This window comes from Agromyces sp. NPDC058136, assembly GCF_042884375.1.
GTDB lineage: Bacteria > Actinomycetota > Actinomycetes > Actinomycetales > Microbacteriaceae > Agromyces.
This window is the reverse complement of the sequence record NZ_JBHVUA010000007.1, coordinates 1-25763: the sequence shown is the minus strand read 5'-3', so window position 1 is coordinate 25763 and position 25763 is coordinate 1. Positions and strand designations below refer to the sequence as shown.

Annotated in this window: 22 protein-coding genes; 9 read left to right on the top strand and 13 right to left on the bottom strand. The window is 70.7% G+C overall.

Annotated elements, in window-relative coordinates:
* Positions 1-55: 55 nt before the first annotated feature.
* The 5 genes from ndk to ACFVTX_RS16990 form a co-directional block, all read right to left on the bottom strand.
* Entirely contained in the window at positions 56-478 is a 423-nt protein-coding gene (gene ndk / locus ACFVTX_RS17010; RefSeq protein WP_386902211.1) for a nucleoside-diphosphate kinase, read from the bottom strand.
* On the bottom strand, positions 475-924 hold the full coding sequence (locus ACFVTX_RS17005; protein WP_386902209.1) for a DUF4233 domain-containing protein: 450 nt from the start codon (positions 922-924) through the stop codon (positions 475-477). The genes ndk and ACFVTX_RS17005 overlap by 4 nt, the downstream gene beginning before the upstream one ends.
* Positions 921-2288: a bifunctional folylpolyglutamate synthase/dihydrofolate synthase gene (locus tag ACFVTX_RS17000; protein WP_386902207.1), complete on the bottom strand. Its 1368-nt coding sequence runs from the start codon at positions 2286-2288 to the stop codon at positions 921-923. The genes ACFVTX_RS17005 and ACFVTX_RS17000 overlap by 4 nt, the downstream gene beginning before the upstream one ends.
* Positions 2285-5593, bottom strand: a complete 3309-nt coding sequence (ileS, locus tag ACFVTX_RS16995) for an isoleucine--tRNA ligase (RefSeq protein ID WP_386902205.1) — start codon at positions 5591-5593, stop codon at positions 2285-2287. Before ileS ends, ACFVTX_RS17000 begins: the two co-directional genes overlap by 4 nt.
* Positions 5594-5815: 222 nt before the next feature.
* Complete coding sequence (locus tag ACFVTX_RS16990; protein ID WP_386902203.1) at positions 5816-6217, bottom strand: GntR family transcriptional regulator; 402 nt, start codon at positions 6215-6217, stop codon at positions 5816-5818.
* Positions 6218-6340: 123 nt separating this feature from the next.
* Here ACFVTX_RS16990 and ACFVTX_RS16985 point away from each other — a divergent pair, with 123 nt between their 5' ends.
* From ACFVTX_RS16985 to ACFVTX_RS16955, 7 genes are all read left to right on the top strand, one after another.
* Positions 6341-7999: an ABC transporter substrate-binding protein gene (locus ACFVTX_RS16985; RefSeq protein WP_386902201.1), complete on the top strand. Its 1659-nt coding sequence runs from the start codon at positions 6341-6343 to the stop codon at positions 7997-7999.
* 2 nt (positions 8000-8001) lie between these two features.
* A complete protein-coding gene (locus ACFVTX_RS16980; protein WP_386902200.1) occupies positions 8002-8982 on the top strand; it encodes an ABC transporter permease in 981 nt (326 codons plus the stop codon).
* Positions 8979-9854, top strand: coding sequence for an ABC transporter permease (locus tag ACFVTX_RS16975; protein WP_386902198.1), 876 nt, complete (start codon positions 8979-8981; stop codon positions 9852-9854). The genes ACFVTX_RS16980 and ACFVTX_RS16975 overlap by 4 nt, the downstream gene beginning before the upstream one ends.
* Entirely contained in the window at positions 9851-11545 is a 1695-nt protein-coding gene (locus tag ACFVTX_RS16970) for a dipeptide ABC transporter ATP-binding protein (protein ID WP_386902196.1), read from the top strand. The genes ACFVTX_RS16975 and ACFVTX_RS16970 overlap by 4 nt, the downstream gene beginning before the upstream one ends.
* 178 nt (positions 11546-11723) lie before the next feature.
* Complete coding sequence (valS, locus tag ACFVTX_RS16965; RefSeq protein ID WP_386902194.1) at positions 11724-14306, top strand: valine--tRNA ligase; 2583 nt, start codon at positions 11724-11726, stop codon at positions 14304-14306.
* 8 nt (positions 14307-14314) lie between these two features.
* Positions 14315-14761, top strand: a complete 447-nt coding sequence (locus ACFVTX_RS16960; protein ID WP_386902193.1) for a GNAT family N-acetyltransferase — start codon at positions 14315-14317, stop codon at positions 14759-14761.
* Entirely contained in the window at positions 14761-14985 is a 225-nt protein-coding gene (locus ACFVTX_RS16955) for a hypothetical protein (protein WP_386902191.1), read from the top strand. Before ACFVTX_RS16960 ends, ACFVTX_RS16955 begins: the two co-directional genes overlap by 1 nt.
* A 36-nt stretch (positions 14986-15021) precedes the next feature.
* Here the strand turns inward: ACFVTX_RS16955 and ACFVTX_RS16950 are convergent, their stop codons facing one another.
* Positions 15022-15840, bottom strand: a complete 819-nt coding sequence (locus tag ACFVTX_RS16950) for a methyltransferase domain-containing protein (protein WP_386902189.1) — start codon at positions 15838-15840, stop codon at positions 15022-15024.
* A gap of 58 nt (positions 15841-15898) precedes the next feature.
* Here ACFVTX_RS16950 and ACFVTX_RS16945 point away from each other — a divergent pair, with 58 nt between their 5' ends.
* Positions 15899-17974: a M3 family metallopeptidase gene (locus ACFVTX_RS16945; RefSeq protein WP_386902187.1), complete on the top strand. Its 2076-nt coding sequence runs from the start codon at positions 15899-15901 to the stop codon at positions 17972-17974.
* Between the two features lie 59 nt (positions 17975-18033).
* Here ACFVTX_RS16945 and ACFVTX_RS16940 read toward each other — a convergent pair whose 3' ends face one another.
* The 5 genes from ACFVTX_RS16940 to sufB are packed head-to-tail and all read right to left on the bottom strand — an operon-like array spanning position 18034 to position 22153.
* The gene (locus ACFVTX_RS16940) at positions 18034-18363 is read right to left on the bottom strand and encodes a metal-sulfur cluster assembly factor (RefSeq protein ID WP_386902186.1); all 330 of its coding nucleotides are present in this window, start codon (positions 18361-18363) and stop codon (positions 18034-18036) included.
* A gap of 20 nt (positions 18364-18383) precedes the next feature.
* The gene (sufC, locus tag ACFVTX_RS16935; RefSeq protein ID WP_386902184.1) at positions 18384-19169 is read right to left on the bottom strand and encodes a Fe-S cluster assembly ATPase SufC; all 786 of its coding nucleotides are present in this window, start codon (positions 19167-19169) and stop codon (positions 18384-18386) included.
* Positions 19170-19222: 53 nt separating this feature from the next.
* Complete coding sequence (locus ACFVTX_RS16930; RefSeq protein ID WP_386902182.1) at positions 19223-19549, bottom strand: non-heme iron oxygenase ferredoxin subunit; 327 nt, start codon at positions 19547-19549, stop codon at positions 19223-19225.
* Between the two features lies 1 nt (position 19550).
* Positions 19551-20720 carry a Fe-S cluster assembly protein SufD gene (gene sufD, locus ACFVTX_RS16925; RefSeq protein WP_386902180.1) on the bottom strand — a complete coding sequence of 390 codons (1170 nt, stop codon included), beginning with the start codon at positions 20718-20720 and terminating at the stop codon, positions 19551-19553.
* Positions 20721-20734: 14 nt separating this feature from the next.
* Positions 20735-22153: a Fe-S cluster assembly protein SufB gene (sufB, locus tag ACFVTX_RS16920; protein WP_386902178.1), complete on the bottom strand. Its 1419-nt coding sequence runs from the start codon at positions 22151-22153 to the stop codon at positions 20735-20737.
* Positions 22154-22401: 248 nt separating this feature from the next.
* Here sufB and ACFVTX_RS16915 point away from each other — a divergent pair, with 248 nt between their 5' ends.
* Positions 22402-23307 (top strand): heme A synthase, encoded by a 906-nt coding sequence (locus ACFVTX_RS16915; RefSeq protein WP_386902176.1) that lies wholly within the window; start codon positions 22402-22404, stop codon positions 23305-23307.
* A gap of 89 nt (positions 23308-23396) precedes the next feature.
* Here ACFVTX_RS16915 and ACFVTX_RS16910 read toward each other — a convergent pair whose 3' ends face one another.
* A complete protein-coding gene (locus ACFVTX_RS16910) occupies positions 23397-24218 on the bottom strand; it encodes a DUF559 domain-containing protein (protein ID WP_386902174.1) in 822 nt (273 codons plus the stop codon).
* Between the two features lie 203 nt (positions 24219-24421).
* Positions 24422-25342, bottom strand: a complete 921-nt coding sequence (locus ACFVTX_RS16905) for a heme o synthase (RefSeq protein ID WP_386902172.1) — start codon at positions 25340-25342, stop codon at positions 24422-24424.
* Positions 25343-25763 lie beyond the last annotated feature (421 nt).

Genomic DNA, 25763 nt, shown 5'->3' with positions numbered 1-25763 from the left:
CGACGAGAAACGCCCCGGCCGTCGGCCGGGGCGTTTTCGTCACACGGTGGAGGACTCAGGCGAACCAGAGCGCGAGCTCGCGCTCGGCCGACTCGACCGAGTCGGAGCCGTGCACGAGGTTCTGCTGCACCTTGAGGCCCCAGTCGCGGCCGAAGTCGCCGCGGATCGTGCCGGGCGCCGCCGTCGTCGGGTCGGTCGTGCCGGCGAGCACGCGGAAGCCCTCGATGACGCGATTGCCGGCGACGCGCATCGCGACGACCGGGCCCGACTGCATGAACTCGACGAGCGGCTCGTAGAACGGCTTGCCCTCGTGCTCGGCGTAGTGCTTCGCGAGAAGCTCGCGGTCGGCCTGCACGAGACGGATGTCGACGAGCGAGTAGCCCTTCGCCTCGATGCGGCGGAGGATCTCGCCGGTGAGGTTCCGGGCGACCCCGTCGGGCTTCACGATCACGAGGGTCTCTTCGATCGCAGTGCTCATAGCTGTTCCTTCCCTGACGCGGCGAATGCCGCGCGTTCTCGGTCGATTCGGCTCCCGGCGACCATGCAGTACCACCACATGCCGCCGAAGAGCGCCCCGACGACGAACATCGCCGGGTTGATGAAGCCGGATGCCACGATCAGCACCTGGAGCGTCCAGCCGAGCACGTACGCCCACTCGAAACGCAGCAGGCCCATGGTGGCGACCAGGCCGAGGATGATGACGCCGCCCGCCGCGAGGGCGACCCACGACGGCAGCACGCCCTCTTCGCCGGCGCCCTGCGCGAGACCCCAGATGACGAGGGCCGCGAGGAACACCACGATGACCTCGAATGCGAGGACGATCGCGGCGAGGCTGCGGCGGATCGAGCGGAGCGGCGCGGGTGCGCCGGTCTCCGGCTCGGCGCCCGTCGCGTCGTCGTCGGGTGCGTGCGTCGCGTCGTTCATGCCTTGCCCCATTCGCGGTCCTCGGCGATCGACATGGCCTCGCCGACGAGGACGATCGAGCCGGTCACGAGCACGGCCCGCTTCGGCGCCTCTGCGGCCCAGGTGCGGGCCTCCTCGAGTGCGTCGTCGAGTCGTTCGACGAGGAGCGTCCGCTTCATGCCGACGCGTTCGGTGACGATCGCCTCGAGCGCCGCCGCGGGCAGGGCCCGCTCGGAGTCGGGCGCGGTGACGAGCATCGGACCGTCGAGTTCGGCGAGGGTGTCGATGATGCCGGCCGCGTCCTTGTCGTCGACGACGCCGACGACGATCGCGAACTCGTCGAAGTCGAAGAACTCGTCGACCGCGGTGACGAGCGAACGGGCGCCGTGCGGGTTGTGCGCGGCGTCGACGAGGATCGTCGGCTCGATGCCGATGAGCTGCAGACGCCCGGGCGACGTGGCTTCGGCGAGGCCGCGCTCGACGACCTCGTCGGCCAGCCGGACCGAGCCGCCGCCGATGAAGGCCTCGACCGCGGCGATCGCGACGGCTGCGTTCTCGGCCTGGTGCGCGCCGAACAGCGGCAGGAAGAGCTCGCGGTACTCCCCCGCGAGCCCGCGGATCGTGACGAGCTGCCCGCCGACGGCGACCGCGCGCGAGACGACCGCGAAGGCGTCGTCCTCGACGGCGAGCGTCGACTCGGTGAGCTCGGCGGCCTCCTCGAGCACGCGGAGCGCCTCGTCGGGCTGCCGGGCGCTGACGACGGCCGCGGCGGGCTTGATGATGCCCGACTTCGTGCGCGCGATGGCCTCGACGGTCGAGCCGAGTCGGGCCTGGTGGTCGAGCGCGATCGGCGTGAACACCGCGACCTGGCCGTCGGCGACGTTCGTCGAGTCCCACTCGCCGCCCATCCCGACCTCGAGCACGACGACATCGACGGGTGCGTCGGCGAAGCAGGCGAAGGCGAGCACGGTCAGCACCTCGAAGAAGGTGAGCGGCTGCTCGCCGGCCTGTTCGAGTTCGGCGTCGACCATCAGGATGAACGGGAGGATCTCCTCCCAGTTGCGGGCGACGGCCTCGTCGGAGACGGACTCCCCGTCGATCCGGATGCGCTCGGTGAAGCGAACGAGGTGCGGGCTCGTGAGGAGGCCGGTGCGCAGCCCCGAGGCGCGCAGCAGGCTCTCGATCATGCGGCTCGTCGACGTCTTGCCGTTGGTGCCCGTGAGGTGGATCACCGGTGCGGCGCGGTGGGGGTCGCCGAGGAGCTCGACGGCGCGCCGGGTGGGTTCGAGGCGGGGGCGCGGTGCGCCCTCGCCGACCCGGGCGACCATCGCGGCGTAGACGGCGTCGGCAGCGTCGTGCGCCTCGGGGTCGATGTCGTCGTTCATGCCTTCTCCAGTCCGATGTGCACCTTGGTCCCGCCGGCGAGCGCCTGCGTCGCCGCCGCGGTCCCACTGTCCAGATCGCGAAGCTCCAGCGCGGTCGCGAGCGTCTCTCCGACGATGAGCTCACGATGCGCATCCGCTGCGTCGCGACTCGTCGCGTCGAGCGTGAGCGTCAGGCGGATGCGGTCGCCGACCTCGAGTCCGACGGACTTGCGGGCCTCCTGCACGGCCCGTACGACGTCGCGCGCGATGCCCTCGGCCTCAAGCTCGGGGGTCGTCGCCGTGTCGAGCAGCACGAAGCCGCCGTCGGCGAGCAGGGCGAGCGCGGTCTCGCCGTCGCCCGTTCCCCCGGCCTCGAGCACGAGCTCGTACTCGCCGGCTTCGAGGGCGATGCCGCCCGCCACGACCTCATCGCCCGTGACCGACCAGTCGCCGGTGCGTGCGGCCTGGATCGCCTGCTGCACCTGCTTGCCGAGGCGCGGGCCTGCGGCCCGCGCATTCACGGTGAGGCGTTTGGTCACGCCGTAGCGCTCGGCGCTCTGCTCGTCGAGGGCGACGAGCTCGACCTGCTTGACGTTGAGTTCGTCGCGCAGGATCGCCTCGAACGGCGCGAGCGCCGAGGCATCCGCGCTGACGACGGTGAGCCTCGCGAGCGGCAGGCGCACCCGACGACCCGACTGCTTGCGCAGCGACAGCGCCGAGGAGCTGATCTCGCGGACGGCGTCCATCGCGGCGACGAGGGCGGGGTCCGCCGGGAACTCGGCGGCGTCGGGCCAGTCGGTCAGGTGGACGCTGCGCCCGCCGGTGAGGCCGCGCCAGATCTTCTCGCTCACGAGCGGAAGCAGCGGGGCCGCGAGGCGGGTGAGCGTCTCGAGCACGGTGTAGAGGGTGTCGAACGCCTCGCGGCCGGTGCCGTCTTCGGCGACGCCGCCCCAGAACCGGTCGCGCGAGCGGCGCACGTACCAGTTGGTGAGCACGTCGCCGAAGTCGCGCAGCTTCTGCGCCGCGAGCGGCGAGTCGAAGTCGTCGAGGTCGACGGTGACGGCCTCGACGAGGTCGCGCAGCTTCGCGAGCAGGTAGCGGTCGAGCACGTCGGTCGAGGCGGTCGAACGGGATGCCTCGTAGCCGCCCTCCTTCGCCGTGTTCGCGTAGAGGGAGAAGAAGTACCAGGTGCTCCAGAGCGGCAGCATGAGCTGGCGGACGCCCTCGCGGATGCCCTCCTCGGTGACGACGAGGTTGCCGCCGCGCAGCACCGAGCTCGACATGAGGAACCAGCGCATCGCGTCGGAGCCGTCGCGGTCGAACACCTCGCTCACGTCGGGGTAGTTGCGCAGCGACTTCGACATCTTCTGCCCGTCGCTGCCGAGCACGATGCCGTGGCTCACGACGTTCGAGAACGCGCGGCGGTCGAACAGCGCGGTCGAGAGCACGTGCATGACGTAGAACCAGCCGCGCGTCTGTCCGATGTACTCGACGATGAAGTCGGCCGGGTTGTGCGTGTCGAACCACTCGCGGTTCTCGAAGGGGTAGTGCACCTGCGCGAACGGCATCGAGCCCGAGTCGAACCACACGTCGAAGATGTCGGGGATGCGACGCATCGTCGAGCGGCCCGTGGGGTCGTCGGGGTTCGGCCTGGTGAGGTCGTCGATGTAGGGACGGTGCAGGTCGGGTTCGCCGGAGGGGCCGAGCGGCAGTCGGCCGAAGTCGCGCTCGAGCTCTTCGAGCGAGCCGTACACGTCGATGCGCGGGTGCTCGGGGTCGTCGCTCTTCCACACGGGGATGGGCGAGCCCCAGTAGCGGTTGCGGCTGATCGACCAGTCGCGGGCGCCCGCGACCCACTTGCCGAACTGTCCGTCCTTCACGTTGTCGGGCACCCAGTTGATGTCCTGGTTGAGCTCGCCCATGCGGCCCTTGAACTCGGGGACCTTGATGAACCAGCTCGACACCGCGCGGTAGATGAGCGGGTTGCGGCAGCGCCAGCAGTGCGGGTACGAGTGCTCGTAGCTCGCCTGGCGCAGCAGCCGCCCCTCGGCCTTCAGCAGCTGAGTGAGCGGCTTGTTCGCGTCGCTCCAGAGCATCCCCGCGACATCCGTCACCGCGGGAAGGAACCGACCGCCCTCGTCGAGGGAGATGACGACCGGGATGCCGGCGGCTTCGCCGATCTTCTGGTCCTCCTCGCCGTAGGCGGGCGCCTGGTGCACGATGCCGGTGCCGTCTTCGGTGGTGACGTAGTCGGCGACGAGGATCTGCCAGGCGTTCTCGAGACCGTACGTCTCGACATCGGCGTAGTAGTCGAACAGGCGGTCGTAGGTGACGCCCTCGAGCTCGGCGCCGCGCACCGTTCGCGAGACGGCGGCACGCGCCTCTTCCGCGGAGTCGTAGCCGAGGTCCTTCGCGTAGTTGCCGAGCAGGTCGACGGCGATGAGGTACTCGGCACCGAGCACCTCGGTGTCGGCGCCCGCACCCGCGGCGCCCTCGCGCAGCACCGTCGCGTCGGGCGTGCCGCCAGGGCCCGCGGGCACGACGGCGTACTCGATCTCGGGGCCCACGGCGAGCGCGAAGTTCGTCGGCAGGGTCCACGGGGTCGTCGTCCACGCGAGCGCGCGCACGGCGGTGAGGCCGAGCGACTCGGCCTTCGCGCCCGTGAGCGGGAACGTGACCGTGACGGTCTGGTCCTGGCGCATCTTGTAGACGTCGTCGTCCATGCGGAGCTCGTGGTTCGAGAGCGGCGTCTGGTCGCGCCAGCAGTACGGCAGCACCCGGTAGCCCTCATAGGCGAGGCCCTTGTCGTAGAGGGTCTTGAAGGCCCAGATCACGCTCTCCATGAAGGTGACGTCGAGCGTCTTGTAGTCGTGCTCGAAGTCGACCCAGCGCGCCTGGCGGGTGACGTACTCCTCCCACTCCTTCGTGTAGCGCAGCACCGACTCGCGGGCGGCCTGGTTGAAGGCGGCGATGCCCATCTCTTCGATCTGGCTCTTGTCGGTGATGCCGAGCTGGCGCTCGGCCTCGAGCTCGGCGGGCAGGCCGTGGGTGTCCCAGCCGAAGCGGCGGTGCACCTGGTGGCCGCGCATGGTCTGGAAGCGCGGGAAGAGGTCTTTGGCGTAGCCGGTGAGGAGGTGCCCGTAGTGGGGCAGGCCGTTCGCGAAGGGCGGGCCGTCGTAGAACACCCACTCGGGTGCGCCCTCGCGCTGGTCGATCGAGGCCTGGAAGGTCTCGTCGTTCAGCCAGAACTCGAGGACCTCGCGCTCGACGGCGGGGAAGTCGGGTGAGGGGGCGACACCGTGGTCGTCTGGGGTACGGGGGTACACGCTCGCTCCTTGCGGGGACGGATGCTTCCACGAGGACGCCGGTCGCTCGATCGAGCCTCCGCCGCGGTACCACCTCGCTTGCCGCGGCACTCGACCGCGGCCCCTCATTGTCGGCGATGACGGGCCGGCCCGTTCGGTTCTAGTGACGAGCGGATGCCACGTGGCCGCCGTTCGCGTTCTGCCGAAGACTCCCCGGTGATGGCCGGATCGATGTCGTTGCGCTCAAGAATACCGTGTCGGCGCTGGGCGCACGACGCCGGAGGTGTGCGGCGCCTGCCGGTACGCCTCGCGGATGAGTTCGAGGAGGGCCCCCTCGGCGACCCCGTGCCCCTTCGCCTCGTCGACGAGGTCGTGGACGGCGCCGGCGAGCGCGGCGTGGCCGCCGATGCGGACGGCGACGACGGCGCCGCGGCCGCGGTGGAGCTCGATGAGCCGCTCGTCGCGGAGGCGATGATAGGCGCGGAGCACGGTGTGCACGTTGACGCCGAGGTCGGCGGCGAGCGCGCGGGCGGCGGGGAGGCGTTCGCCGCCGGAGAGCCGGCCGTCGATGATGGAGGCGCGCAGGCCGGCGGAGAGCTGTTCGGCGAGCGGGGTGGAGCGGGTCGGGTCGAGCCGGATGAGCACCTCAAGATTCTATTGTTCTATTTCTATGCGAACAAGTTGCTTGTCGTGGCATCCGGCCGATGTCAGGATGAACCGTGGCCGCCGTCGTCCGGCCGCTCTCCCCCATCTGCTGCAAGGACTCCGATGCGCACTGCCCTCCTCCCCGCCCGCCGAACCCGCGTGTTCGGCTTCGTCGCCGTCGCCCTCGCCGGCGCCGTCGCACTGACCGGCTGCCAGCCGGCCGCGACGCCCGCGAGCGACGAGCCGGTCGCCGGCGGCACCCTGCGCTATGCCTCGGGCGACGCCGAGCCGAGCTGCCTCGACCCGCACGTCGGCGGCAACTACCCGCAGGCGCTCCTCGCCTCGCAGTTCCTCGAATCGCTCGTCTCGCGCGACGAGTCGGGCGAGATCATCCCGTGGCTCGCCGAGTCGTGGGAGGCCGCGGCCGACGGCCTCAGCTGGGAGTTCACGCTCCGCGACGACGTGACCTTCACCGACGGCACGCCCTTCGACGCCGAGGCCGTGAAGGCGAACGTCGAGCACCTGAAGGACCCCGAGACCCAGTCGTCGACCGGGTACCTCGCCCTCGGCAAGGTCGACCGCGTCGAAGTCGTCGCGCCCGACGTCGCCCGCTTCGTGCTCACCGCGCCCGACAGCGCCCTGCTCGAGTCGCTCTCGCAGCCGTGGCTCGCGATCGAGTCGCCCGAGGGCCTCGCCCGCGGCATGGAGGAGAACTGCCAGGCCCCGATCGGCACCGGCCCCTTCGTCGTCGACGGCTGGGTGAAGCAGGAGCGCGTGTCGCTCGTGCGCAACGACGACTACGTCTCGCCGCCGGCCGACGCCGCGCACGAGGGCCCCGCGTACCTCGAGGCGATCGACTGGCGCTTCGTGCCCGACGCGGCCTCGCGCTACGCGGCACTGCAGGGCGGCCAGGTCGACGTCATCGACAACCCGCAGCCCGACACCATCGCCGCGGCCGAGGGCAGCGACTCCCTCACGTGGCTGAACGCACCCCGCCCCGGCGCATCGAACCGCATCGAACTGAACTCCTCGCAGGCGCCGTTCGACGACGAGCGCGTGCGTGAGGCGTTCATCGCCGCGGTCGACGTCAACGACGGCATCGACGCGCTGTACTTCGGCACCGCGGAGCGTTCCTACTCGGCGCTGTCCTCGGTGGAGGCCGTCTCGTACTCGGAGCCCGACCTCTTCGAGACCGACCTCGACGCGGCGAACGCGCTCCTCGACGAAGCCGGCTGGACCGAACGCGACGACGACGGCACGCGCATGAAGGACGGCGCGCGCCTCACCCTGCGGTTCCCGGTGAGCACGAACCAGTCGGTGCCGGCCGAGCAGTCGCTCTTCGAGCAGGTGCAGGCCACCGCGAAGGACGCGGGCTTCGACGTGCAGATCTCGCTCCTCGACCTGTCGAGCTGGTACGGCGCACTGTTCGCGCACGAGTACGAGATCGTGAGCGCCCCGTACACGAAGGTCGGCCCCGACGTGCTGCGCATCCTGTACCACTCGGACAGCATCACGCCCGCGCCGAGCGGCTACTTCGCGAACCTCGCCCAGGTGAACGACCCCGCGATCGACGCCCTCCTCACCGAGGCCGCGTCGACGAGCGACCCGGTCGAGCGTGCCGCGCAGTACGAGGAGGCTCAGCAGCTGATCCTCGGCGGCCACTACCTGCTGCCGCTCTACGACCAGCAGAACAGCTTCCTGCTCTCGACGAAGGTGCAGGGCGTCCGCGCGCTGCCGACGGTGTCGACGCCGAGCTTCTCCGACGCCTGGCTCGCCGGCTGAAGATGACGCCCGGCCCGTCGGCAGACGAAGCGCGGCGCCGCGGGCGGGCCGGTCGCCATGCGGCCGTCCTGCTCGGCGGCGCCGTCTTCGTGCTGTGGGCGGTCGCCACGCTCACCTTCTTCGCGATCCGGCTCATCCCCGGCGACCCCGCCCAGGCGATCCTCGGCGGCCCAGGATCGCAGGCCTCGCAGGAGGCGCTCGACCAGGTGCGTCGCGACTACGGGCTCGACCAGCCGCTCGTCCTGCAGTACTTCGCGATGCTCGGGCGTCTCATCACGGGCGACCTCGGCACCTCATACACGCTGAAGGTGCCCGTCGCCGAACTCCTCGGCGCGCAGATCGGCGGCACGATGCTGCTCGCGCTGCTCGCGCTCGCCGCAGCCTGGGTGCTCGCGCTCGCGCTGTCGCTCTGGTCGACGGGCCGGGGGCGCGTCGCCTCGGCGCTCGGGCAGGGCATCGAGCTCGTCGCCGCCGCGCTCCCGCACTTCTGGCTCGCGGGCGTGCTCATCGCGATGTTCAGCACCGGGCTCGGCTGGTTGCCGCCCGTCGCGACCGGTACGCCCGCCGGTCTCGTGCTCCCGGTCACGACCCTCGCGATCCCGCTCGCCGGGTTCCTCGCGCAGGTCATGCGCGAGAGCCTCCTCGACGCCATGCGCCAGCCCTTCGTGGTCTCCGCGCGGGCGCGCGGCGAGCGCGCCCTCGGCGTCCGGTTCCGTCACACGATCCGGCATGCGGCCCTGCCGGGCATCAGCCTCTCGGGGTGGGCGCTCGGGTGGCTCCTCTCGGGCGCCGTCGTCGTCGAGACGATCTTCGCCATGCCCGGCCTCGGTCGCACGCTGCTGCAGGCCGTCACGCTCCGCGACATCCCGGTCGTGACGGGCGTGGTGCTGCTCGTCGCCCTCGTCTACGTGGTGATGACCGTGCTCACCGACCTCGCGGCCCGGATCGCCGACCCGCGGCTCGCGCAGGAGGGCGCCCGATGAGCGACCTCGAACTGCGGCAGACGGCGATCGACGCCGAAGCCCTCCATGACCGGGAGGCGCCCCGCCGGGGTCGCCCGCGCATCGGCACGATCCTCGCGGGCGCGTTCGCGGTGTTCCTCCTGCTCGCGACGGCGTTCCCGGCGCTCATCGCCACGCAGGATCCGAACGCGATCTCCGCCGCCGACGCCTTCCAGCCGCCCTCGACGGCGCACTGGTTCGGCACCGACGAGTCGGGCCGCGACGTGTACAGCCGCGTCGTCGCCGGCACCGGCACCTCGCTCCTCATCGGCGTCACGGCGACCGCGATCGGCCTGGCGCTCGGCCTCGTGCTCGGCGTCCTCGCGAGCTTCGGCGGGAGGGCCGTCGACTTCGGCGTCGGCCGGCTCGTCGAGGTGCTCTTCGCCTTCCCCGGGCTGCTGCTCGCGCTCCTCGTCATCGTCGTCGCGGGCCCCGGGCCGGTGACGGCGACGATCGCGGTCGGCCTCTCGACGGCGCCGGGCTACGCCCGCATCATCCGCGGGCAGCTCGTCGCGATCCGCTCTTCGCAGTACGTCGAGGCGGCGCGCGTGCTCGGGCGCCGGCCCCGTCGCATCCTCACCGCCCACCTGCTGCCGAACGCGCTGCTGCCGCTCGTCGTCCTCGCGACCCTCGGCATCGGACAGGCGATCGTGTGGGCGGCGGCGCTCAGCTACCTCGGGCTCGGCGCGCAGCCGCCCGCCGCGGAGTGGGGCGCGATGCTCTCGGCGGGGCGCACCTACCTGCAGACGGCGTGGTGGATGACGGTGTTCCCCGGACTCGCGATCGTCGGCACCACGATCGCGACGACGGTGCTCGGTCGCGCGCTCGCCCGCCGCGAACGGGGTGCCCGATGACCGCGCGCGGCGGTGGGCCGCTGCTCGAGCTCGCGGGGCTCCGCGTCGCGTTCGGCGACACGGAGGTCGTGCGCGGGGTCTCGCTCGAGCTCGCCGCGGGCGAGTGCGTCGCCATCGTCGGCGAGTCGGGATCGGGCAAGTCGGTGACCGCGCGGAGCCTCCTCGGCATGGCCGGCAACGGCGCCCGGGTGACCGCCGACCGGCTGCGGATCGCCGGTCGCGAACTCGGCGCCGCCCCCGAGCGCGAGTGGCGGCGGGTGCGCGGCCGCGAGGTCGGGCTCGTCCTCCAGGACGCCCTCGTCGCGCTCGACCCGCTGCGCCCGGTCGGTCGCGAGATCGGCGACGCGCTGCGCATCCACGAACGGATGCCACGCGCCGCGCGCCGCACGCGCGTGCACGAACTCCTCGCCGAGGTCGGCATGCCCGACCCCGCACGGGCCGCGCGGCAGCGCTCGGGCGAACTCTCGGGCGGGTTGCGCCAGCGCGCCCTGATCGCCTCGGCGCTCGCGCTCGACCCGCCGCTCCTTATCGCCGACGAGCCGACGACCGCGCTCGACGCGACCGTGCAGGCGCGGGTGCTCGAGCTCCTCGGCGAGATCCGCGGGCGCGGCACGGGCGTGCTGCTCATCAGCCACGATCTCGCGGTCGTCTCCCGGCTCGCCGACCGGGTGCTCGTGATGCGCGAGGGCGTCGTCGTCGAACAGGGCCCGACGGCCGAGGTGCTCGGTTCGCCGCGCGAGCCGTACACGCGGGCGCTCATCGCTGCGGTGCCGGCCGACGTGCCGCGGGGGGCGCGACTCTCGGCGAGCCCCGCTTCCCCCGACGCGAGCGATTCCGCGGGCGTGGCGCTTGCGCCTCCGTCGACACATGATGCCGTCCACTCGCCCACCTCCGACCCCGCGCCGCTGCTCGCCATCGACGACGTCGTGAAGACGTTCCCGTCGCCCGGTGGCGGGCGCTTCACCGCCGTCGACGGCGTCTCGCTCGAGGTGCGCGCCGGCGAGACCGTCGGCCTCGTCGGCGAATCGGGTTCGGGCAAGACGACGCTCGCCCGCCTCGCCCTCGCCCTCACCGCCCCCGACCGCGGTGTGGTGAACTTCGAGGGCGAACCGTGGTCGGCCCTCCCCGAGCGCGAGCGACGAGAACGGCGCCCGCGCCTCGGCGCGATCTACCAGGACGCGCTGAGTTCGTTCGATCCGCGGTGGAGCGTCGCGCGGATCCTCGCCGACGCGGTCGACGGTGCCGCCGCGGTCGGCAGAGGCGCTGAGCATCCGAGCCGTGCGACGACGGCTCGTCGTGTCGCCGAACTGCTCGACCAGGTGGGTCTCCCGGGCACCGTCGGCGGGCGCGACCCGCTCACCCTCTCGGGCGGGCAGCGGCAGCGGGTCGCCATCGCGCGGGCACTGGCCGCCTCGCCAGAGGTGCTCGTCTGCGACGAACCGGTGTCCGCCCTCGACGTCACGATCCAGGCGCAGATCCTCGACCTCCTCGACGCGCTCCAGCGCGAGCGCGGGCTCGCGATGCTGTTCATCTCGCACGATCTCGGCGTCGTGCGTCACATGGCCGACCGGGTCGCCGTCATGCAGGACGGGCGCATCGTCGAGCAGGGTCCCGCCGAGGCCGTCTTCGCCGCGCCCGGCCATCCCTACACGGCACGGCTCGTCGCCGACGCACCCCGACTGGTGCACTGAGCGCTCGCGCGGCCCGCACCACGAGGCATCCGCCTCGCCCCTCGGCGACGCCGTCGGCGAACGCCGCGCCGCGCACCCCGCCGCTCGGGCCATTCCCGGCCGCCCTCCGCTAGGCTGGAGCGTCACATTCAGGCACCTCATCACTGACTCGGTGCCGTAGATATCGAACCGGAGCATCATGACCGACACCGCGCGCATCCCCGACAAGCCCGCTCTCGAAGGCCTCGAATCCGTCTGGGGCGGCGCATGGGAGCGCGAGGGGACGTACCGGTTCGACCGCGACTCGGCCACGCGCGACTGCCTCTACTCGATCGACACCCCGCCGCCGACCGCGTCGGGCTCGCTCCACATCGGCCACGTGTTCTCGTACACGCACACCGACGTCGTCGCCCGCTTCCAGCGCATGCGCGGCAAGCACGTCTTCTACCCGATGGGTTGGGACGACAACGGCCTGCCGACCGAGCGCCGCGTGCAGAACTACTACGGCGTGCGCTGCGACCCGACTCTCCCCTACGTCGAGGGCTTCGTGCCGCCGTTCGAAGGCGGCGACGGCAAGTCGACGAAGGCCGCCGACCAGGTGCCGATCTCGCGCCGCAACTTCATCGAGCTCTGCGAGCGTCTCACCGTCGAAGACGAGCAGCAGTTCGAGGCGCTCTGGCGCATGCTCGGCCTCTCCGTCGACTGGACCCAGTCGTACCGCACCATCGCCGACGAGGCGCTCTTCACCTCGCAGCTCGCGTTCATCCGCAACGTCGAGCGCGGCGAGGCCTACCAGGCGCTCGCGCCGACGCTCTGGGATGTCACCTTCCGTACCGCGGTCGCGCAGGCCGAGCTCGAAGACCGCGACCAGCCCGGCCACTACCACCGCGTGGCGTTCCACCGCCCCGACGGCGGCACGATCGAGATCGAGACGAGCCGCCCCGAGCTCCTGCCCGCGTGCGTCGCCCTCGTCGCCCACCCCGACGACGAGCGCTACCAGCCGCTCTTCGGCACCACCGTGACGACCCCGGTCTTCGGCGTCGAGGTGCCCGTCGTCGCGCACCACCTCGCCCAGAAGGACAAGGGCACCGGCATCGCGATGATCTGCACCTTCGGCGACGTGACCGACGTCGTCTGGTGGCGCGAGCTCGACCTGCCGAACCGGGCGATCATCGGCTTCGACGGCCGCGTCATCGCCGAGGCGCCCGAGGCGATCACCTCCGAGGCGGGCCGTGCGGCCTACGCCGAGCTCGCCGGCAAGACGACCTTCTCGGCCAAGCAGGCCGTGGTGCAGCTCCTCCGCGACTCGGGCGAACTGCTCGCCGACCCGAAGGCCATCACGCACCCGGTGAAGTTCTTCGAGAAGGGCGACAAGCCGCTCGAGATCGTCTCGACCCGCCAGTGGTACATCACGAACGGCGCCCGCGACGAGGGCCTGCGCGAGCGGCTCCTCTCGCACGGCCGTGAGATGGACTGGCACCCCGACTTCATGCGCGTGCGCTACGAGAACTGGGTCGGCGGCCTCTCGGGCGACTGGCTCGTCTCGCGCCAGCGCTTCTTCGGCGTGCCGATCCCGGTGTGGTACCCGCTCGACGCCCAGGGCGACCCCGTGTTCGACGAGCCGATCGTCGCCACGCAGGCGATGCTGCCCGTCGACCCGTCGTCGGCGCCCGCGCCCGGTTTCGACGAGGCGCAGCGCGGCCAGGCCGGCGGCTTCATCGGCGAGCACGACGTCATGGACACCTGGGCGACCTCGTCGCTCACCCCGCAGCTCGCGGGCGGCTGGGAGCGCGACCCCGAGCTGTGGAACCTCGTGTTCCCCTACTCGCTGCGCCCCCAGGGTCAGGACATCATCCGCACCTGGCTGTTCTCGACGACCCTCCGCTCCGAGCTCGAGCACGGCGTGGCGCCGTGGTCGAACGCCTCGATCTCGGGCTTCATCGTCGACCCCGACCGCAAGAAGATGTCGAAGTCGAAGGGCAACGTCGTCACCCCGTCGGGCCTGCTCGAGCAGCACGGCTCCGACGCGGTGCGCTACTGGGCGGCCTCCTCGCGCCTCGGCACCGACGCGGCCTTCGACCCGCAGAACCCGACGCAGGTGAAGATCGGTCGCCGTCTCGCGATCAAGGTCCTCAATGCGGCCAAGTTCATCCTCGGCTTCGACGGTTCCGCCGACGCCCCGGTCACCATGCCGGTCGACCGGAGCATGCTCGCCGAGCTCGCCACGGTCGTCGACCGTGCGACCCGTGCGCTCGAGGGCTACGACCACGCCCGCGCGCTCGAGGTCTCCGAGACCTTCTTCTGGACCTTCTGCGACGACTACCTCGAGCTCGTGAAGGAGCGCGCCTACGGTGAGCCGAGCCCCGAGCAGGCCTCCGCCGTCGCCGCGTTGAAGACCGCGCTCGGCGTGCTGCTTCGGCTCTTCGCCCCGGTGATCCCGTTCGCGACCGAAGAGGCGTGGCGGTGGTCGCACGACGGTTCGGTGCACCGTGCACCGTGGCCGACCGCCGAGGAGCTCGCCGCCAGCGGCGACGCCGCCGGCGAACTGCTCGAACTCGCGAGCCTCGCGCTCACCGGCATCCGCCGGGCGAAGACCGACGCCAAGGCTTCGCAGAAGACCCCGGTCTCCCAGGCGACGATCGCCGCCCCCGCGGCGACGATCGCACTGCTCGAGACCGTGGCATCCGACCTGCGCGCGGTGGGGCGCATCACCGAACTCGTCTTCGCCGAAGCGGAGGAGTTCGCCGTCCGCGACGTCGTCTTCGAGGCGCCGTCCGAATAGGGGGAAGCATGACCAACGAGATCCGGCTCGCCGGTGACGACGACTTCTTCGGCTGGCTGCCGTTGTTCGAGTCGTACTGCACGTTCTACGAGACCGAGCTCGACGACGCCAAGGCGCTCATCGTCTGGAACTGGTTGCGCGACGAGCACAACCCGCTCCAGGCGGCGCTCGCCGTCGACGAGGCGGGCACGCCGGTGGGCCTCGCCCATTTCCGGCAGGTGCCCGAGACGCTGACCGCGACGAACGGCATGTACCTCGACGACCTCTACGTCGTCGAGGAGCACCGCGGCAACGGCACCGGGCGCGCACTCATCGAGTTCGTGCACGCCCGCGCCGCCGAGATCGGCCACGGCGGCGTCGCATGGATCACCGCCGCCGACAACGAGTCGGCGCAGCGGCTCTACGACTCCCTCGCGACCCGCACCAGCTGGGTCACCTACGAGATGGGCGCGTGATGCGGCTCGGCACGCGCTGGGCGTTCGGCGACGAGCCGCCCGTCTCGGTGCCTGCCGAGCTGCGCCCGCGCATCGCCGCCGCGGAGACGGCGTTCGCGGGCAACGGCGCCGGACGCCACTGGACCCTGACCTGGCTCGAGGGGCGACCGATCGCCGAGCTCGACGACGGCACCGTCGTGCGCGACGTCATCGTCGACGCGCACGACGACGACGAGGACTGGTGAGCGCGGCGGCGCGATCACCGCAGTACTCCCGCGGTCTCAGGCGCGGGCGAGGATCTCGCCGTGCGGCATGAGCAGCCATCCGTCGTCGTCGGCGGCCCAGTCGCGCCACGCCTCCGCGATCGAACGCAGCTCATCGGGGTTCGAGTGACCCGACTCGATGGCGTGCGCGGCGAACTGCGACTCGGTGGCGCGCTCGGCCCATGAGCCGCCCCACCACTCGCGTTCGAGCGTCGAGGCGAACACCCACGTCGTGCCGCTCGCGGTGATCTCGCCGAAGCCGGCCTCCTTCGCCCAGCGCTTCAGGTGACGACCCGCGTGCGGGTCGCCGCCGTTCCACTCGTGGACGTCGTGATAGAGCTCGAGCCACCGGGTGAGCCCCGCCGACGGCGGACTCCAGATCACCCCGCCGTAGTCGACGTCGCGCACGGCGAGCAGCCCGCCCGGTTTCAGCACCCGCCGGAACTCGCGCAGCGCGTCGACCGGGCGTGCGAGGTGCTGCAGCACCTGGTGGGCGTGCACGACGTCGAACGTGTCGTCGTCGGCGTCGAGCCCGTAGGCGTCGCCGACCTCGAACGACGCGTTGCGCACGCCCTCGCTCTCGGCGAGTCCGTTCGCCTGCGCGACGACCTCGGCGGAGGCGTCGATGCCGAGGACTCGGCCAGGGCGCACCCGGCGGGCGAGATCGAGCGTGATGGTGCCGGGGCCGCTGCCCACGTCGAGCACGTTCGCGCCCTCATGCAGGTGCGGCGCCAGGTACGCCGCCGAGTTCTCCACCGTGCGCCAGGCGTGGATGCGCAGGACGCTCGCATGGTGACCGTGGGTATAGGTGTCGCGCGCAGGGCTCCGGTTCGACATATCCCGAGCCTACGCGCGCGCTCCTCGCTCCGCGCGCCCGGCGTCATAAGGTGTTCGGATGAGCGAGGCCGCACACAATCCGCTCCTCGAAGCGAGCCCACTGCCGTACCGGCTGCCGTTGTTCGCGATCATCGGCGCCGAGCACTTCCGCGAAGCGCTCGAACTCGGCATCGCCCAGCACCGTGCCGAGATCGCCGCGATCGCCGCCTGCCCCGACGAACCGGACTTCGAGAACACCGTCGTCGCGCTCGAGCGCGCGGGATCGCTGCTGCGGCGCGTGGTGCCCGTGTTCGAGAACCGTGCCGCCGCCGACGCCGACACCGCGATCGACGCCCTCGACGCGGAGTTCGCGCCGAGGCTCGCCGCACTGCGCGACGAAGAACTGCTCGACCCGCGGATCTTCGCACGCCTCGAGGCGCTCGTCGAGCGGCTCGACGGACGCGAGCTGGAGCTCCTGCCCGCCCGCGCGTATCTGCTGCGCCGACGCCACCGCGTGGCGGTGCTCGCGGGGGCTCGGCTCGACACCGCCCGCCGCACCGAACTCTCGCAGCTGAACGAGCGTCTCGCACGCCTGACCACCGACTTCCAGCAACTGCTGCTCGCCGACGGCAACGCTCGTGCCCTGCACCTTCGCGAGGAGAGCGAGCTCGCCGGACTCGATGCGGCTGCGACGGCGGCCGGCCGTGACGCCGCCGCAGCCCGCGGCCTCGACGGCTGGCTCATCCCACTCGTGCTGCCGACCCAGCAGCCGGCGCTCAGCGAGCTCGATTCCCCCGAGGTGCGCGACCGGCTCCTCACCGCCTCGCGCGGGCGCGGCACCTCGGGCGGGCCGCACGACACGCGCACGACGCTCCTCGAGATCGTGCGGCTCCGCGCGGCCCGCGCCGCCCTGCTCGGCTTCGCCGACCACGCCAGCGCCGTCACGGCCGACGAGACGGCCGGCTCAGCCGAGGCCGTGGCCGGCCTGCTCGAAGAACTCGTGCCGCGCGCCGTCGCCGCCGCCCGCCGCGAAGCGGCGCTCCTCGCCGAACGGGCCGAACGCGACGGACTCCGTCGCCTCGAGGCATCCGACTGGCTGCGCCTCGCGGAGCGCGAACGCGCCGAACGCCACGCCGTCGACCTGACCGCGTTGCGCCCGTATCTCGAGGCGGAGCGAGTGCTCGTCGACGGGGTGTTCGAAGCGGCGCATCGACTGTACGGCCTCCGCTTCGAGACACGCGACGACCTCGTCGCGCACCACCCCGACGCCCGGGTCTTCGAGGTGCGCGAGGCCGACGGCACTCCCGTCGGGCTCTACCTCCTCGACCTCTACGCCCGCGACACGAAGCGCGGCGGTGCCTGGATGAGTTCGCTCGTCGCGCAGTCGGACCTCAGCGGCGAGCTGCCCGTCGTCGTCAACCACCTCAACGTGGCGAAGCCGCCCGTCGGCGATCCAACGCTGCTCACCTTCGACGAGACCGAGACCCTGTTCCACGAGTTCGGCCACGCGCTGCACGGCCTCCTCGCGCGCGTCGAGTTCCCGAGCCGGGCCGGCACCAACGTCTTCCGCGACTTCGTCGAACTGCCGAGCCAGGTGAACGAGCTCTGGGCGCTCGACCCCGTGATCCTCGGACGCTACGCCGTGCACCACGAGAGCGGTGCACCGCTCCCCCGCGACCTCGTCGAACGTCTCGTCGCGGCGCGCACCTTCGGCGAGGGGTTCGCGACGAGCGAGTACCTCGCCGCCGCCGTCCTCGATCAGGCCTGGCACCGGCTCTCGCCTGCCGCGGCCGAGTCGATCGCCGTCGACGACGTCGAAGGGTTCGAGCGCACGGCCCTCACCGCCGCGGGCCTCTCCGACCCGCTCATCCCGCCGCGCTACTCGAGCGGGTACTTCGCCCACGTCTTCGCGGGCGGCTACGACGCCGGCTACTACTCGTACGTGTGGAGCGAGGTGCCGGGCGCCGACCTCATGGCCTGGTTCGAGCAGCACGGCGGCGCGACGCGCGAGAACGGCGAACGATTCCGCCGCGAGGTCCTCGAGCCGGGCGGCTCACGCGACCCGCGCGAGTCGATCCGCGCTCTCCTCGGGCGGGAGCCCTCGATCGACGCGCTGCTCGCACGCCGGGGGCTCGACGAGGAGAACCCCCGGTGAAACGGCGGATGCCCCGTGCAGCACTGCTGCACGGGGCATCCGTTTCGTCGTGACTCGCGTCAGATCGCGAACCCGAGGGCACGCATCATGTCGCGCCCGTCGTCGGTGATCCGCTCGGGACCCCACGGCGGCATCCACACCCAGTTGATGCGGAATGCGTCGACCGTGCCGTCGAGCGCCTCAGCGGTCTGCTCCTCGATGACGTCGGTCAACGGGCAGCCGGCGCTCGTCAGCGTCATGTGGATGACGAGGGCGTCGTTCTCGTCGTCCCAGCCGAGGTCGTAGATGAGGCCGAGGTCGACGATGTTGACCCCGAGCTCGGGGTCCATCACGTCTTTCAGCGCTTCTTCGACCTGCTCGTAGCGCTCAGGTGCGAGTGAGGTGACCATGGTGGGAGTCTACCCGCGCCCTACTCGGCCGGGACCGACGCGACCGAAGCCGACTCGGCGACCTGGTAGCGGTCGTAGCCCTCTTCTTCGAGACGGTCGGCGAGCTCGGGGCCGCCCTGCTCGGCGATGCGGCCGGCGACGAACACGTGCACGAAGTCGGGCTTGATGTAGCGGAGGATGCGCGTGTAGTGCGTGATGAGCAGCACACCGAGGCCGGTGTTCGCCTTCGCACGGTTGACGCCCTCGGAGACGATCTTCAGCGCGTCGACGTCGAGGCCCGAGTCGGTCTCGTCGAGCACCGCGAACTTCGGCTTGAGCAGCTCGAGCTGGAGGATCTCGTTGCGCTTCTTCTCGCCGCCCGAGAAGCCCTCGTTGACGTTGCGCTCGGCGAACGCCTTGTCCATCTTCAGGTTCGCCATCGACTCGCGGACGTCCTTCACCCAGGTGCGGACCGAGGGCGCCTCGCCGTCGATCGCGGTCTTCGCGGTGCGGAGGAAGTTCGTGACGGTGACGCCGGGGATCTCCACCGGGTACTGCATCGCGAGGAAGAGACCGGCGCGGGCCCGCTCGTCGACCGACATCTCGAGGACGTCCTCGCCGTCGAAGAGGATCTCGCCCTCGACGACCGTGTACTTCGGGTGACCCGCGATCGTGTAGGCGAGGGTCGACTTGCCCGAGCCGTTGGGGCCCATGATCGCGTGGATCTCGCCCTCGTTGATGGTGAGGTCGACGCCGCGGAGGATCTCGCGGGTGCCCTGTTCGGTCTCGACGTTGACGTGCAGGTTCTTGATCTCGAGCACTGACATGTTCTGGGGTATCTCTTTCGGTTGCCGGCCGTTCCGGGCCGGAGAAGTGTGGGTCAGACGGTCAGCGTGACCGCGGGGTCGATGAGGACGTCGCCGCCCTGGATCTCGACCTGGTAGACGGGGACCGGCTCGTAGGCCGGGAGGGTGAGCGGCTTGCCGGTCTTCAGCGAGAACTGCGAGCCGTGCGCCCAGCATTCGAGCGTGTCGTCTTCGACGAAGCCCTCGGAGAGCGAGATGTCGCCGTGGGTGCAGGTGTCGCCGATCGCGAAGACGTCTCCGGCCGCGTCCTTCACGACGGCGATGGGCACGCCGTCGAGGACGAAGCGGGATGCCTGGTTCTCGACGAGGTCGTCGAGTGCGCAGACACGGGTGGATGCCACGTCAGCTCCCCTGCAGTTCGGTCTCGAGTGCGGCGGTGAGGCGCTCTTCGAGTTCGGGCGAACCGATCTTCTGCACGATCTCGGTGAGGAAGCCGTGCACGACGAGGCGACGGGCCTCGTCCTCGCTGATTCCGCGGGCCATCAGGTAGAAGAGCTGCTCGTCGTCGAAACGACCGGTCGCCGACGCGTGGCCCGCGCCCTCGATGTCGCCTGTCTCGATCTCGAGGTTCGGCACCGAGTCGGCACGGGTGCCGTCGGTGAGCACGAGGTTGCGGTTCTGCTCGTAGCTGTCAGTGCCCGTGGCCTTCGGGCCGATGAGCACGTCGCCGACCCAGACGGTGCGCGCGCCCTCGCCCTGGAGCGCGCCCTTGTAGGTCACGCGGCTCTTGGTGTGCGGCGCGTCGTGGTGCACGAACACCTGCTGCTCGAGGTGCTGGCCGGCGTCCGCGAAGTAGAGGCCGAGCGCCTCGATGTCGGCGCCCTGCTCGGCGAGGTGGGTCGACGGGTTCACCCGGACGACCTTGCCGCCGAGCGAGACGACGATGTGCTTGAGGAACGCGTCGCGGCCGAGGCGCGCGAACTGGCTCGAGAGGTGCACGGCCTCGTCGTCCCACTCCTGCAGCGAGACGACGGTGAGGGATGCCCCGTCGCCGACGAGGATCTCGACGTTCTCGCTGAGGCGGGCGGCGCCCGTGCCCTCGAGGACGACGAGTGCGCGGCTGTTCGGTGCCGCCTCGATCACGGTGTGCGCGGCGCGCGGCGCGGTGCCGAGACCCGAGCGGGTCACGACGACCGTCTTCTCGTCTTCACCGGTGACGGAGACGAGGAACGCCTCGTCGAAGCTCGACCACGCGTTGGCGCTCGCGCGCTCCTCGGGGATGCCGGCCGAGCCGATGCGGGCGTCGTCGCGGGCGATGTGGGAGTACGAGACACCGGCCGCCTCGGTCGTCGCGATCTCGAGGCGCGAGCCGTCGAGGTCGCCGCTCGTGAGGTCGGCGAAGGCGGCGACGGGCGAGAGCTTCCACTCGTGCTCGCGACCGTTGACCGGGGCGAACTCCTCGACGTTCGTCGAACGGAAACGCTCGGAGCGCGTCTGCACGGGCACGAAGGCGCCGTCCGAGTGTGCGACGAGGCCGTGCTGTTCGGCCGTGGGCATAGCTGTGCTGGTCATTGCGGCGGTCACTCCTAGCCCACCGATCCTTCCATGCCCATTTCGATGAGCTTGTTGAGTTCCATCGCGTACTCCATCGGGAGCTCGCGTGCGATCGGCTCGATGAACCCGCGCACGATCATCGACATCGCCTCGGTCTCGTCGATACCGCGGCTCATCAGGTAGAAGAGCTGCTCTTCGCTGACCTTCGAGACCGTCGCCTCGTGCCCGAGCTTCACGTCGTCGACGCGGATGTCGATCGCGGGGTAGGTGTCGGAGCGCGAGATCGTGTCGACGAGGAGGGCGTCGCAGACGACGCTGTTCGCCGAGTGGTGCGCGTTCGCGTCGACGCGGACCTCGCCGCGGTAGCCGGCACGGCCGCCGCCGCGGGCGATCGACTTCGAGACGATCGACGACTGCGTGTACGGCGCCATGTGGATCATCTTCGCGCCGGCGTCCTGGTGCTGGCCCGGGCCGGCGAAGGCGACCGACAGGGTCTCGCCCTTGGCGTGCTCGCCCATGAGGAAGATCGACGGGTACTTCATCGTGACCTTCGAGCCGATGTTGCCGTCGACCCACTCCATGGTGGCGCCCTCGGCGGCCGTGGCGCGCTTCGTGACGAGGTTGTAGACGTTGTTCGACCAGTTCTGGATCGTCGTGTAGCGCACGCGGGCGTTCTTCTTCACGATGATCTCGACGACGGCCGAGTGCAGCGAGTCGCTCTTGTAGATCGGGGCGGTGCAGCCCTCGATGTAGTGCACGTACGAGCCCTCGTCGGCGATGATGAGCGTGCGCTCGAACTGGCCCATGTTCTCGGTGTTGATCCGGAAGTACGCCTGCAGCGGGATCTCGACGTGCACGCCCTTCGGGACGTAGACGAACGAGCCGCCCGACCAGACCGCCGTGTTCAGCGCGGCGAACTTGTTGTCGCCCGCGGGGATCACGGTGCCGAAGTACTCCTCGAAGAACTCGGGGTGCTCCTTCAGCGCGGTGTCGGTGTCCATGAAGATGACGCCCTGGCGCTCGAGCTCTTCGTTGATCTGGTGGTAGACCACCTCGGACTCGTACTGGGCCGCGACGCCCGCGACGAGGCGCTGGCGCTCGGCCTCGGGGATGCCGAGTCGCTCGTAGGTGTTCTTGATGTCGTCGGGCAGGTCCTCCCAGGTCTGGGCCTGCTTCTCGGTCGAGCGGACGAAGTACTTGATGTTGTCGAAGTCGATCTCCGACAGGTCGGCGCCCCAGGTCGGCATGGGCTTGCGCTCGAAGAGTTGCAGACCCCGCTGGCGGCGCTGCAGCATCCATTCGGGCTCGCTCTTCAGCCGCGAGATGTCGGCTACCACCTCTGCCGAGATGCCGCGACGGGCCGAGGCCCCCGCAGCATCGGAGTCGGCCCAACCGAACTCGTAGTTGCCGAGCCCTTCGAGCTCGGGGCGGTCGATCAGTACGTCCGTCATACTCTTCCTCTTCTCCTCCCGTGCAACCGGCTATCAGTCCGGCTCATCCCCCGTGCCAGTCGAGGAACTCGGTGAGGGGGTGTGATGTGCGGGTGGCTCCAGTGCGAACCTAAGATGGCTGGTGCCCGCTTGCCGCGCGAACGCGCGTCGCAGCAGGTGCGCCAACCACTCAAGTCTATAGGGTCGCAGTGACATCGGGCCGGACTCCCAGCCCCGTCACAGAGCGACCCGGATCAGGAACGACCCGCGTGCCCCGCTCACTCCGCTTCTTCGCCTGGGCCTCCTTCATCGCACAGGTGACGATCATCGCGACCGGCGGCGCGGTGCGCCTCACCGGGTCAGGCCTCGGCTGCCCGACCTGGCCCACCTGCACGCCCGAGTCGCTCGTACCGACCGAAGAGCTCACCTACCACTCGCTCATCGAGTTCGGCAACCGGCTCATGACCGGCGTGGTCGGCATCGTCGCGCTCATCGTCTTCCTCCTCGTGTGGCGCATCCGGCGCGAGCGCCGCGACCTGTTCGTCCTCTCGTTCATCGTCGGACTCGGCATCGTCGCGCAGGCGATCGTCGGCGGCATCACCGTGTGGACGGGCCTCAACCCCTTCATCGTCGGGTTCCACTACGTCTCCTCGCTCGCACTCGTGTGCGTGACGGCCGCGTTCCTCGCCCGCATGCCCGAGCGGCCGGGCCCGCGCGAGCGCGCCGTCCCGGCCTGGTACGCGGGCCTCACCCACGCGACGAGCGCGGTGCTCGCGATCTCGATCATCGTCGGCGTGCTCACCACCGGCTCGGGCCCGCACTCGGGCGACGCCGACGCCGGGCGCACCGGCTTCGATGCGGAGATCCTCGAGCACGTCCACGCGTGGCCGGGCTACCTGCTCTTCGCCCTGACGCTCGCGCTCGTGATCGCCGCCTGGCGCGACCGTCTTCCGACGCTGCGCTGGTCGATCGCGCTCCTCGCGATCGAGCTCGTGCAGATCGGCGTCGGGCTCTACCAGGCGCGCAACGGACTGCCTGTGCTCGCGGTCGGCGTGCACATGGTGCTCGCGGCCCTCACCGCCGCGGCGATGACCGTCGTCATCCTGCGCCTGAAGCGCCCGGTCGCCGCGGCGGCGACGGAGGCAGCCGTCGCTGCCGAGGCATCCGCCGCCTGAATCGCCACGATCTCGGTATTCGCCGCAATATCGGATGCCACGAGCGGACCTCGTCCGAAATCGCGGCGATCTCCTCACCTGCAGCACTCTCAGCGCCGGTGCAGGCCCTGCGCCACCGCCCGCGTGATCGCGTGCTGCACCGACGGCCAGTCGTCGACGATCTGCCGGTAGCCGAACCGCAGCACGTGGAACCCGCGTAACACCAGGGCCGCATCATGCGCGTTGTCGGCGTCGCGCTGCGGTCCGACATGGTGTCCGCCGTCGATCTGCACCACGAGCCGGTCGCCGATGAGGAAGTCGACACGGTGCCCCTCGAGCCACGCCTGGGGCACGATCCGCACGTCGAGCCAGCGGAGCCTCGAGAAGAACAGTGTCTCGAGCCCTGAGTCGGCGTACGGCTGCGCGGCCTCGAGCAGCCTCCGTGCCTTCGGACCGAGAGGCAGTCGTTCGAGCGCCTCGCGAGTGACGAGGCCGCGGCGCAGCGCCGACTCCCACACGACGAGGCCCTGCTCGAACGGTCGGCACCCGGCGATGAGTACGAGCGTGTTCTCGATTGGATCCACGAGCGCGTCGGGATGCCTCGGCACCATGGGCTGCGCCCAGTGCACCTTCCCGTTGATCCGCGGTACGGCCCCGTGCGCACTCGCCGCGACGTGCACACCGTCATCCCCGAGCAGCCACAGCCCGAGCTGCTTCGCCCGTGAGACGCACGAGATGACGACGCCTGCGCGGACCGCGCTCACGAGTTCGGTGTCCGCGCCGGGGAGCGCGACCCAGTCGCGGCGCACACGGATGAGCCGACCGTCGTCGAGTGCGCGTCGCAGCTGATGCCGACTGTGCCCGGCCGCCTGCAGCGCGGTCACTCTGGCGACGCCGTCGGAGCGGTGCATGATTCGGTCGAGATCGAGCATCCCCCGATCGTGTCGGCGCCGCGGTCGGCGCGAGCTCGTGGCATCCGATCTGTGGATGCTTCAGCCCTCTCGACCACCTGTCGAGGAGAAGTCAGCGGCACCACAGAATCGGCGATCGCCGCAACCTCGGACGGAACGCGGTGGATCGCCCGAGAACGTGGCGATCTCCGAAGTTGCGGCGAAGACCCTGCGGGGAGTGGGAGCTAGAAGGGCAGCAGCGGGTCGATGCCGACCGCGAGGAAGAGCAGCGACAGGTAGGCGATCGAGCCGTGGAACACCCGCATCGGCGAGACCTGCTCGTGCCGGATCGCGAGGTTGTAGAGGCGGTGCGTCTCGTAGATGAACCACACGCCCGTGACGACGGCGACCGCCGAGTAGACGAGCCCCATGTCGGCGATCGGGATGAGCAGCAGCGAGCACGCCACCGTCGCCCACGCGTACAGGATGACCTGGAGACCGACCTGCGCCCGGCCGCGCACGACCGCGAGCATGGGAACGCCGGCTGCCGCGTAGTCGGCCTTGTACTTCATCGAGAGCGGCCAGTAGTGCGGCGGCGTCCAGAGGAAGATGATGAGGAACAGGATGAACGGCGGCCAGCTGAGGTCGCCGGTGACCGCGGCCCAGCCGATGAGCACGGGCATGCAGCCGGCGATGCCGCCCCAGACGATGTTCTGTGCGGTGCGGCGCTTCAGGATCAGGCTGTAGAAGACGACGTACAGCAGGATGGCGGCGAGCGAGAGCGCTGCGGCCAGCCAGTTGGTGAAGACCCAGAGCCAGACGATGGATGCCGCGCCGAGCCCGTAGGCGAAGACGAGCGCCTCGCGGTCGGTGAGTTCGCCGGTGACGAGCGGACGCCCCTGGGTGCGCTTCATGACCCGGTCGATGTCGCGGTCGATGTAGCAGTTGAACGCCCCGGCGGAGCCGGCGCTCATGGCCCCGCCGATGAGGGTCGCGATGAGCAGCCACAGGTCGGGCAGGCCCTGCTTCGCGAGGATCATCGTGGGTGCGGTGACGACGAGCAGCAGCTCGATCACGCGCGGCTTGGTGAGCGCGAGGTAGGCGGCGAGCTTGCGCCGAACGGTCATCGCCGGTCGGGCGTCACGGGTTTCTACGGCTGCCTGCATCGTTCCTCTTCCGAAGCGCGCGCGCGAACCATCGCCGGGCCCCGCGCCGCCCTCCCCATGATTCTAGGCCATCGCGCACGGCACCCAGGGCAGCACCGTTCGAAGCCTCACACGCGGCATGTTCGAGTGTGAGTCATACCCCGTCATCGCGGGTCACGAACTCCATATACTGAGGATTGCGCGCTTGACGTCGCGATCCCCGATTCCCCCTCAGGCATCCCCCGGGTCGCACGCCCGGCGATACCGCGCCGCAACGTCCTCGGCGGGTGGGGGCCGATCGGTTCCCCGTCGCCGTCACGAACGGAAGGAACTGCACCTCGTGGCAACTCTGCACTGGGATCCCATCGACGATCGCGCGGTGGACACCGCACGGGTGCTCGCGGCTGACGCCGTCGAGAAGGTCGGCAACGGCCACCCCGGA

Excerpts from the sequence above, each read along its gene's own strand:
- ndk (WP_386902211.1), bottom strand. The coding sequence starts at position 478 with ATGAGCACTGCGATCGAAGAGACCCTCGTGATCGTGAAGCCCGACGGG.
- ACFVTX_RS17005 (WP_386902209.1), bottom strand. The coding sequence starts at position 924 with ATGAACGACGCGACGCACGCACCCGACGACGACGCGACGGGCGCCGAG.
- ACFVTX_RS17000 (WP_386902207.1), bottom strand. The coding sequence starts at position 2,288 with ATGAACGACGACATCGACCCCGAGGCGCACGACGCTGCCGACGCCGTC.
- ACFVTX_RS16985 (WP_386902201.1), top strand. The coding sequence starts at position 6,341 with ATGCGCACTGCCCTCCTCCCCGCCCGCCGAACCCGCGTGTTCGGCTTC.
- ACFVTX_RS16980 (WP_386902200.1), top strand. The coding sequence starts at position 8,002 with ATGACGCCCGGCCCGTCGGCAGACGAAGCGCGGCGCCGCGGGCGGGCC.
- ACFVTX_RS16975 (WP_386902198.1), top strand. The coding sequence starts at position 8,979 with ATGAGCGACCTCGAACTGCGGCAGACGGCGATCGACGCCGAAGCCCTC.
- ACFVTX_RS16970 (WP_386902196.1), top strand. The coding sequence starts at position 9,851 with ATGACCGCGCGCGGCGGTGGGCCGCTGCTCGAGCTCGCGGGGCTCCGC.
- valS (WP_386902194.1), top strand. The coding sequence starts at position 11,724 with ATGACCGACACCGCGCGCATCCCCGACAAGCCCGCTCTCGAAGGCCTC.
- ACFVTX_RS16960 (WP_386902193.1), top strand. The coding sequence starts at position 14,315 with ATGACCAACGAGATCCGGCTCGCCGGTGACGACGACTTCTTCGGCTGG.
- ACFVTX_RS16955 (WP_386902191.1), top strand. The coding sequence starts at position 14,761 with ATGCGGCTCGGCACGCGCTGGGCGTTCGGCGACGAGCCGCCCGTCTCG.
- ACFVTX_RS16950 (WP_386902189.1), bottom strand. The coding sequence starts at position 15,840 with ATGTCGAACCGGAGCCCTGCGCGCGACACCTATACCCACGGTCACCAT.
- ACFVTX_RS16945 (WP_386902187.1), top strand. The coding sequence starts at position 15,899 with ATGAGCGAGGCCGCACACAATCCGCTCCTCGAAGCGAGCCCACTGCCG.
- ACFVTX_RS16940 (WP_386902186.1), bottom strand. The coding sequence starts at position 18,363 with ATGGTCACCTCACTCGCACCTGAGCGCTACGAGCAGGTCGAAGAAGCG.
- sufC (WP_386902184.1), bottom strand. The coding sequence starts at position 19,169 with ATGTCAGTGCTCGAGATCAAGAACCTGCACGTCAACGTCGAGACCGAA.
- sufD (WP_386902180.1), bottom strand. The coding sequence starts at position 20,720 with ATGACCAGCACAGCTATGCCCACGGCCGAACAGCACGGCCTCGTCGCA.
- sufB (WP_386902178.1), bottom strand. The coding sequence starts at position 22,153 with ATGACGGACGTACTGATCGACCGCCCCGAGCTCGAAGGGCTCGGCAAC.
- ACFVTX_RS16910 (WP_386902174.1), bottom strand. The coding sequence starts at position 24,218 with ATGCTCGATCTCGACCGAATCATGCACCGCTCCGACGGCGTCGCCAGA.
- ACFVTX_RS16905 (WP_386902172.1), bottom strand. The coding sequence starts at position 25,342 with ATGCAGGCAGCCGTAGAAACCCGTGACGCCCGACCGGCGATGACCGTT.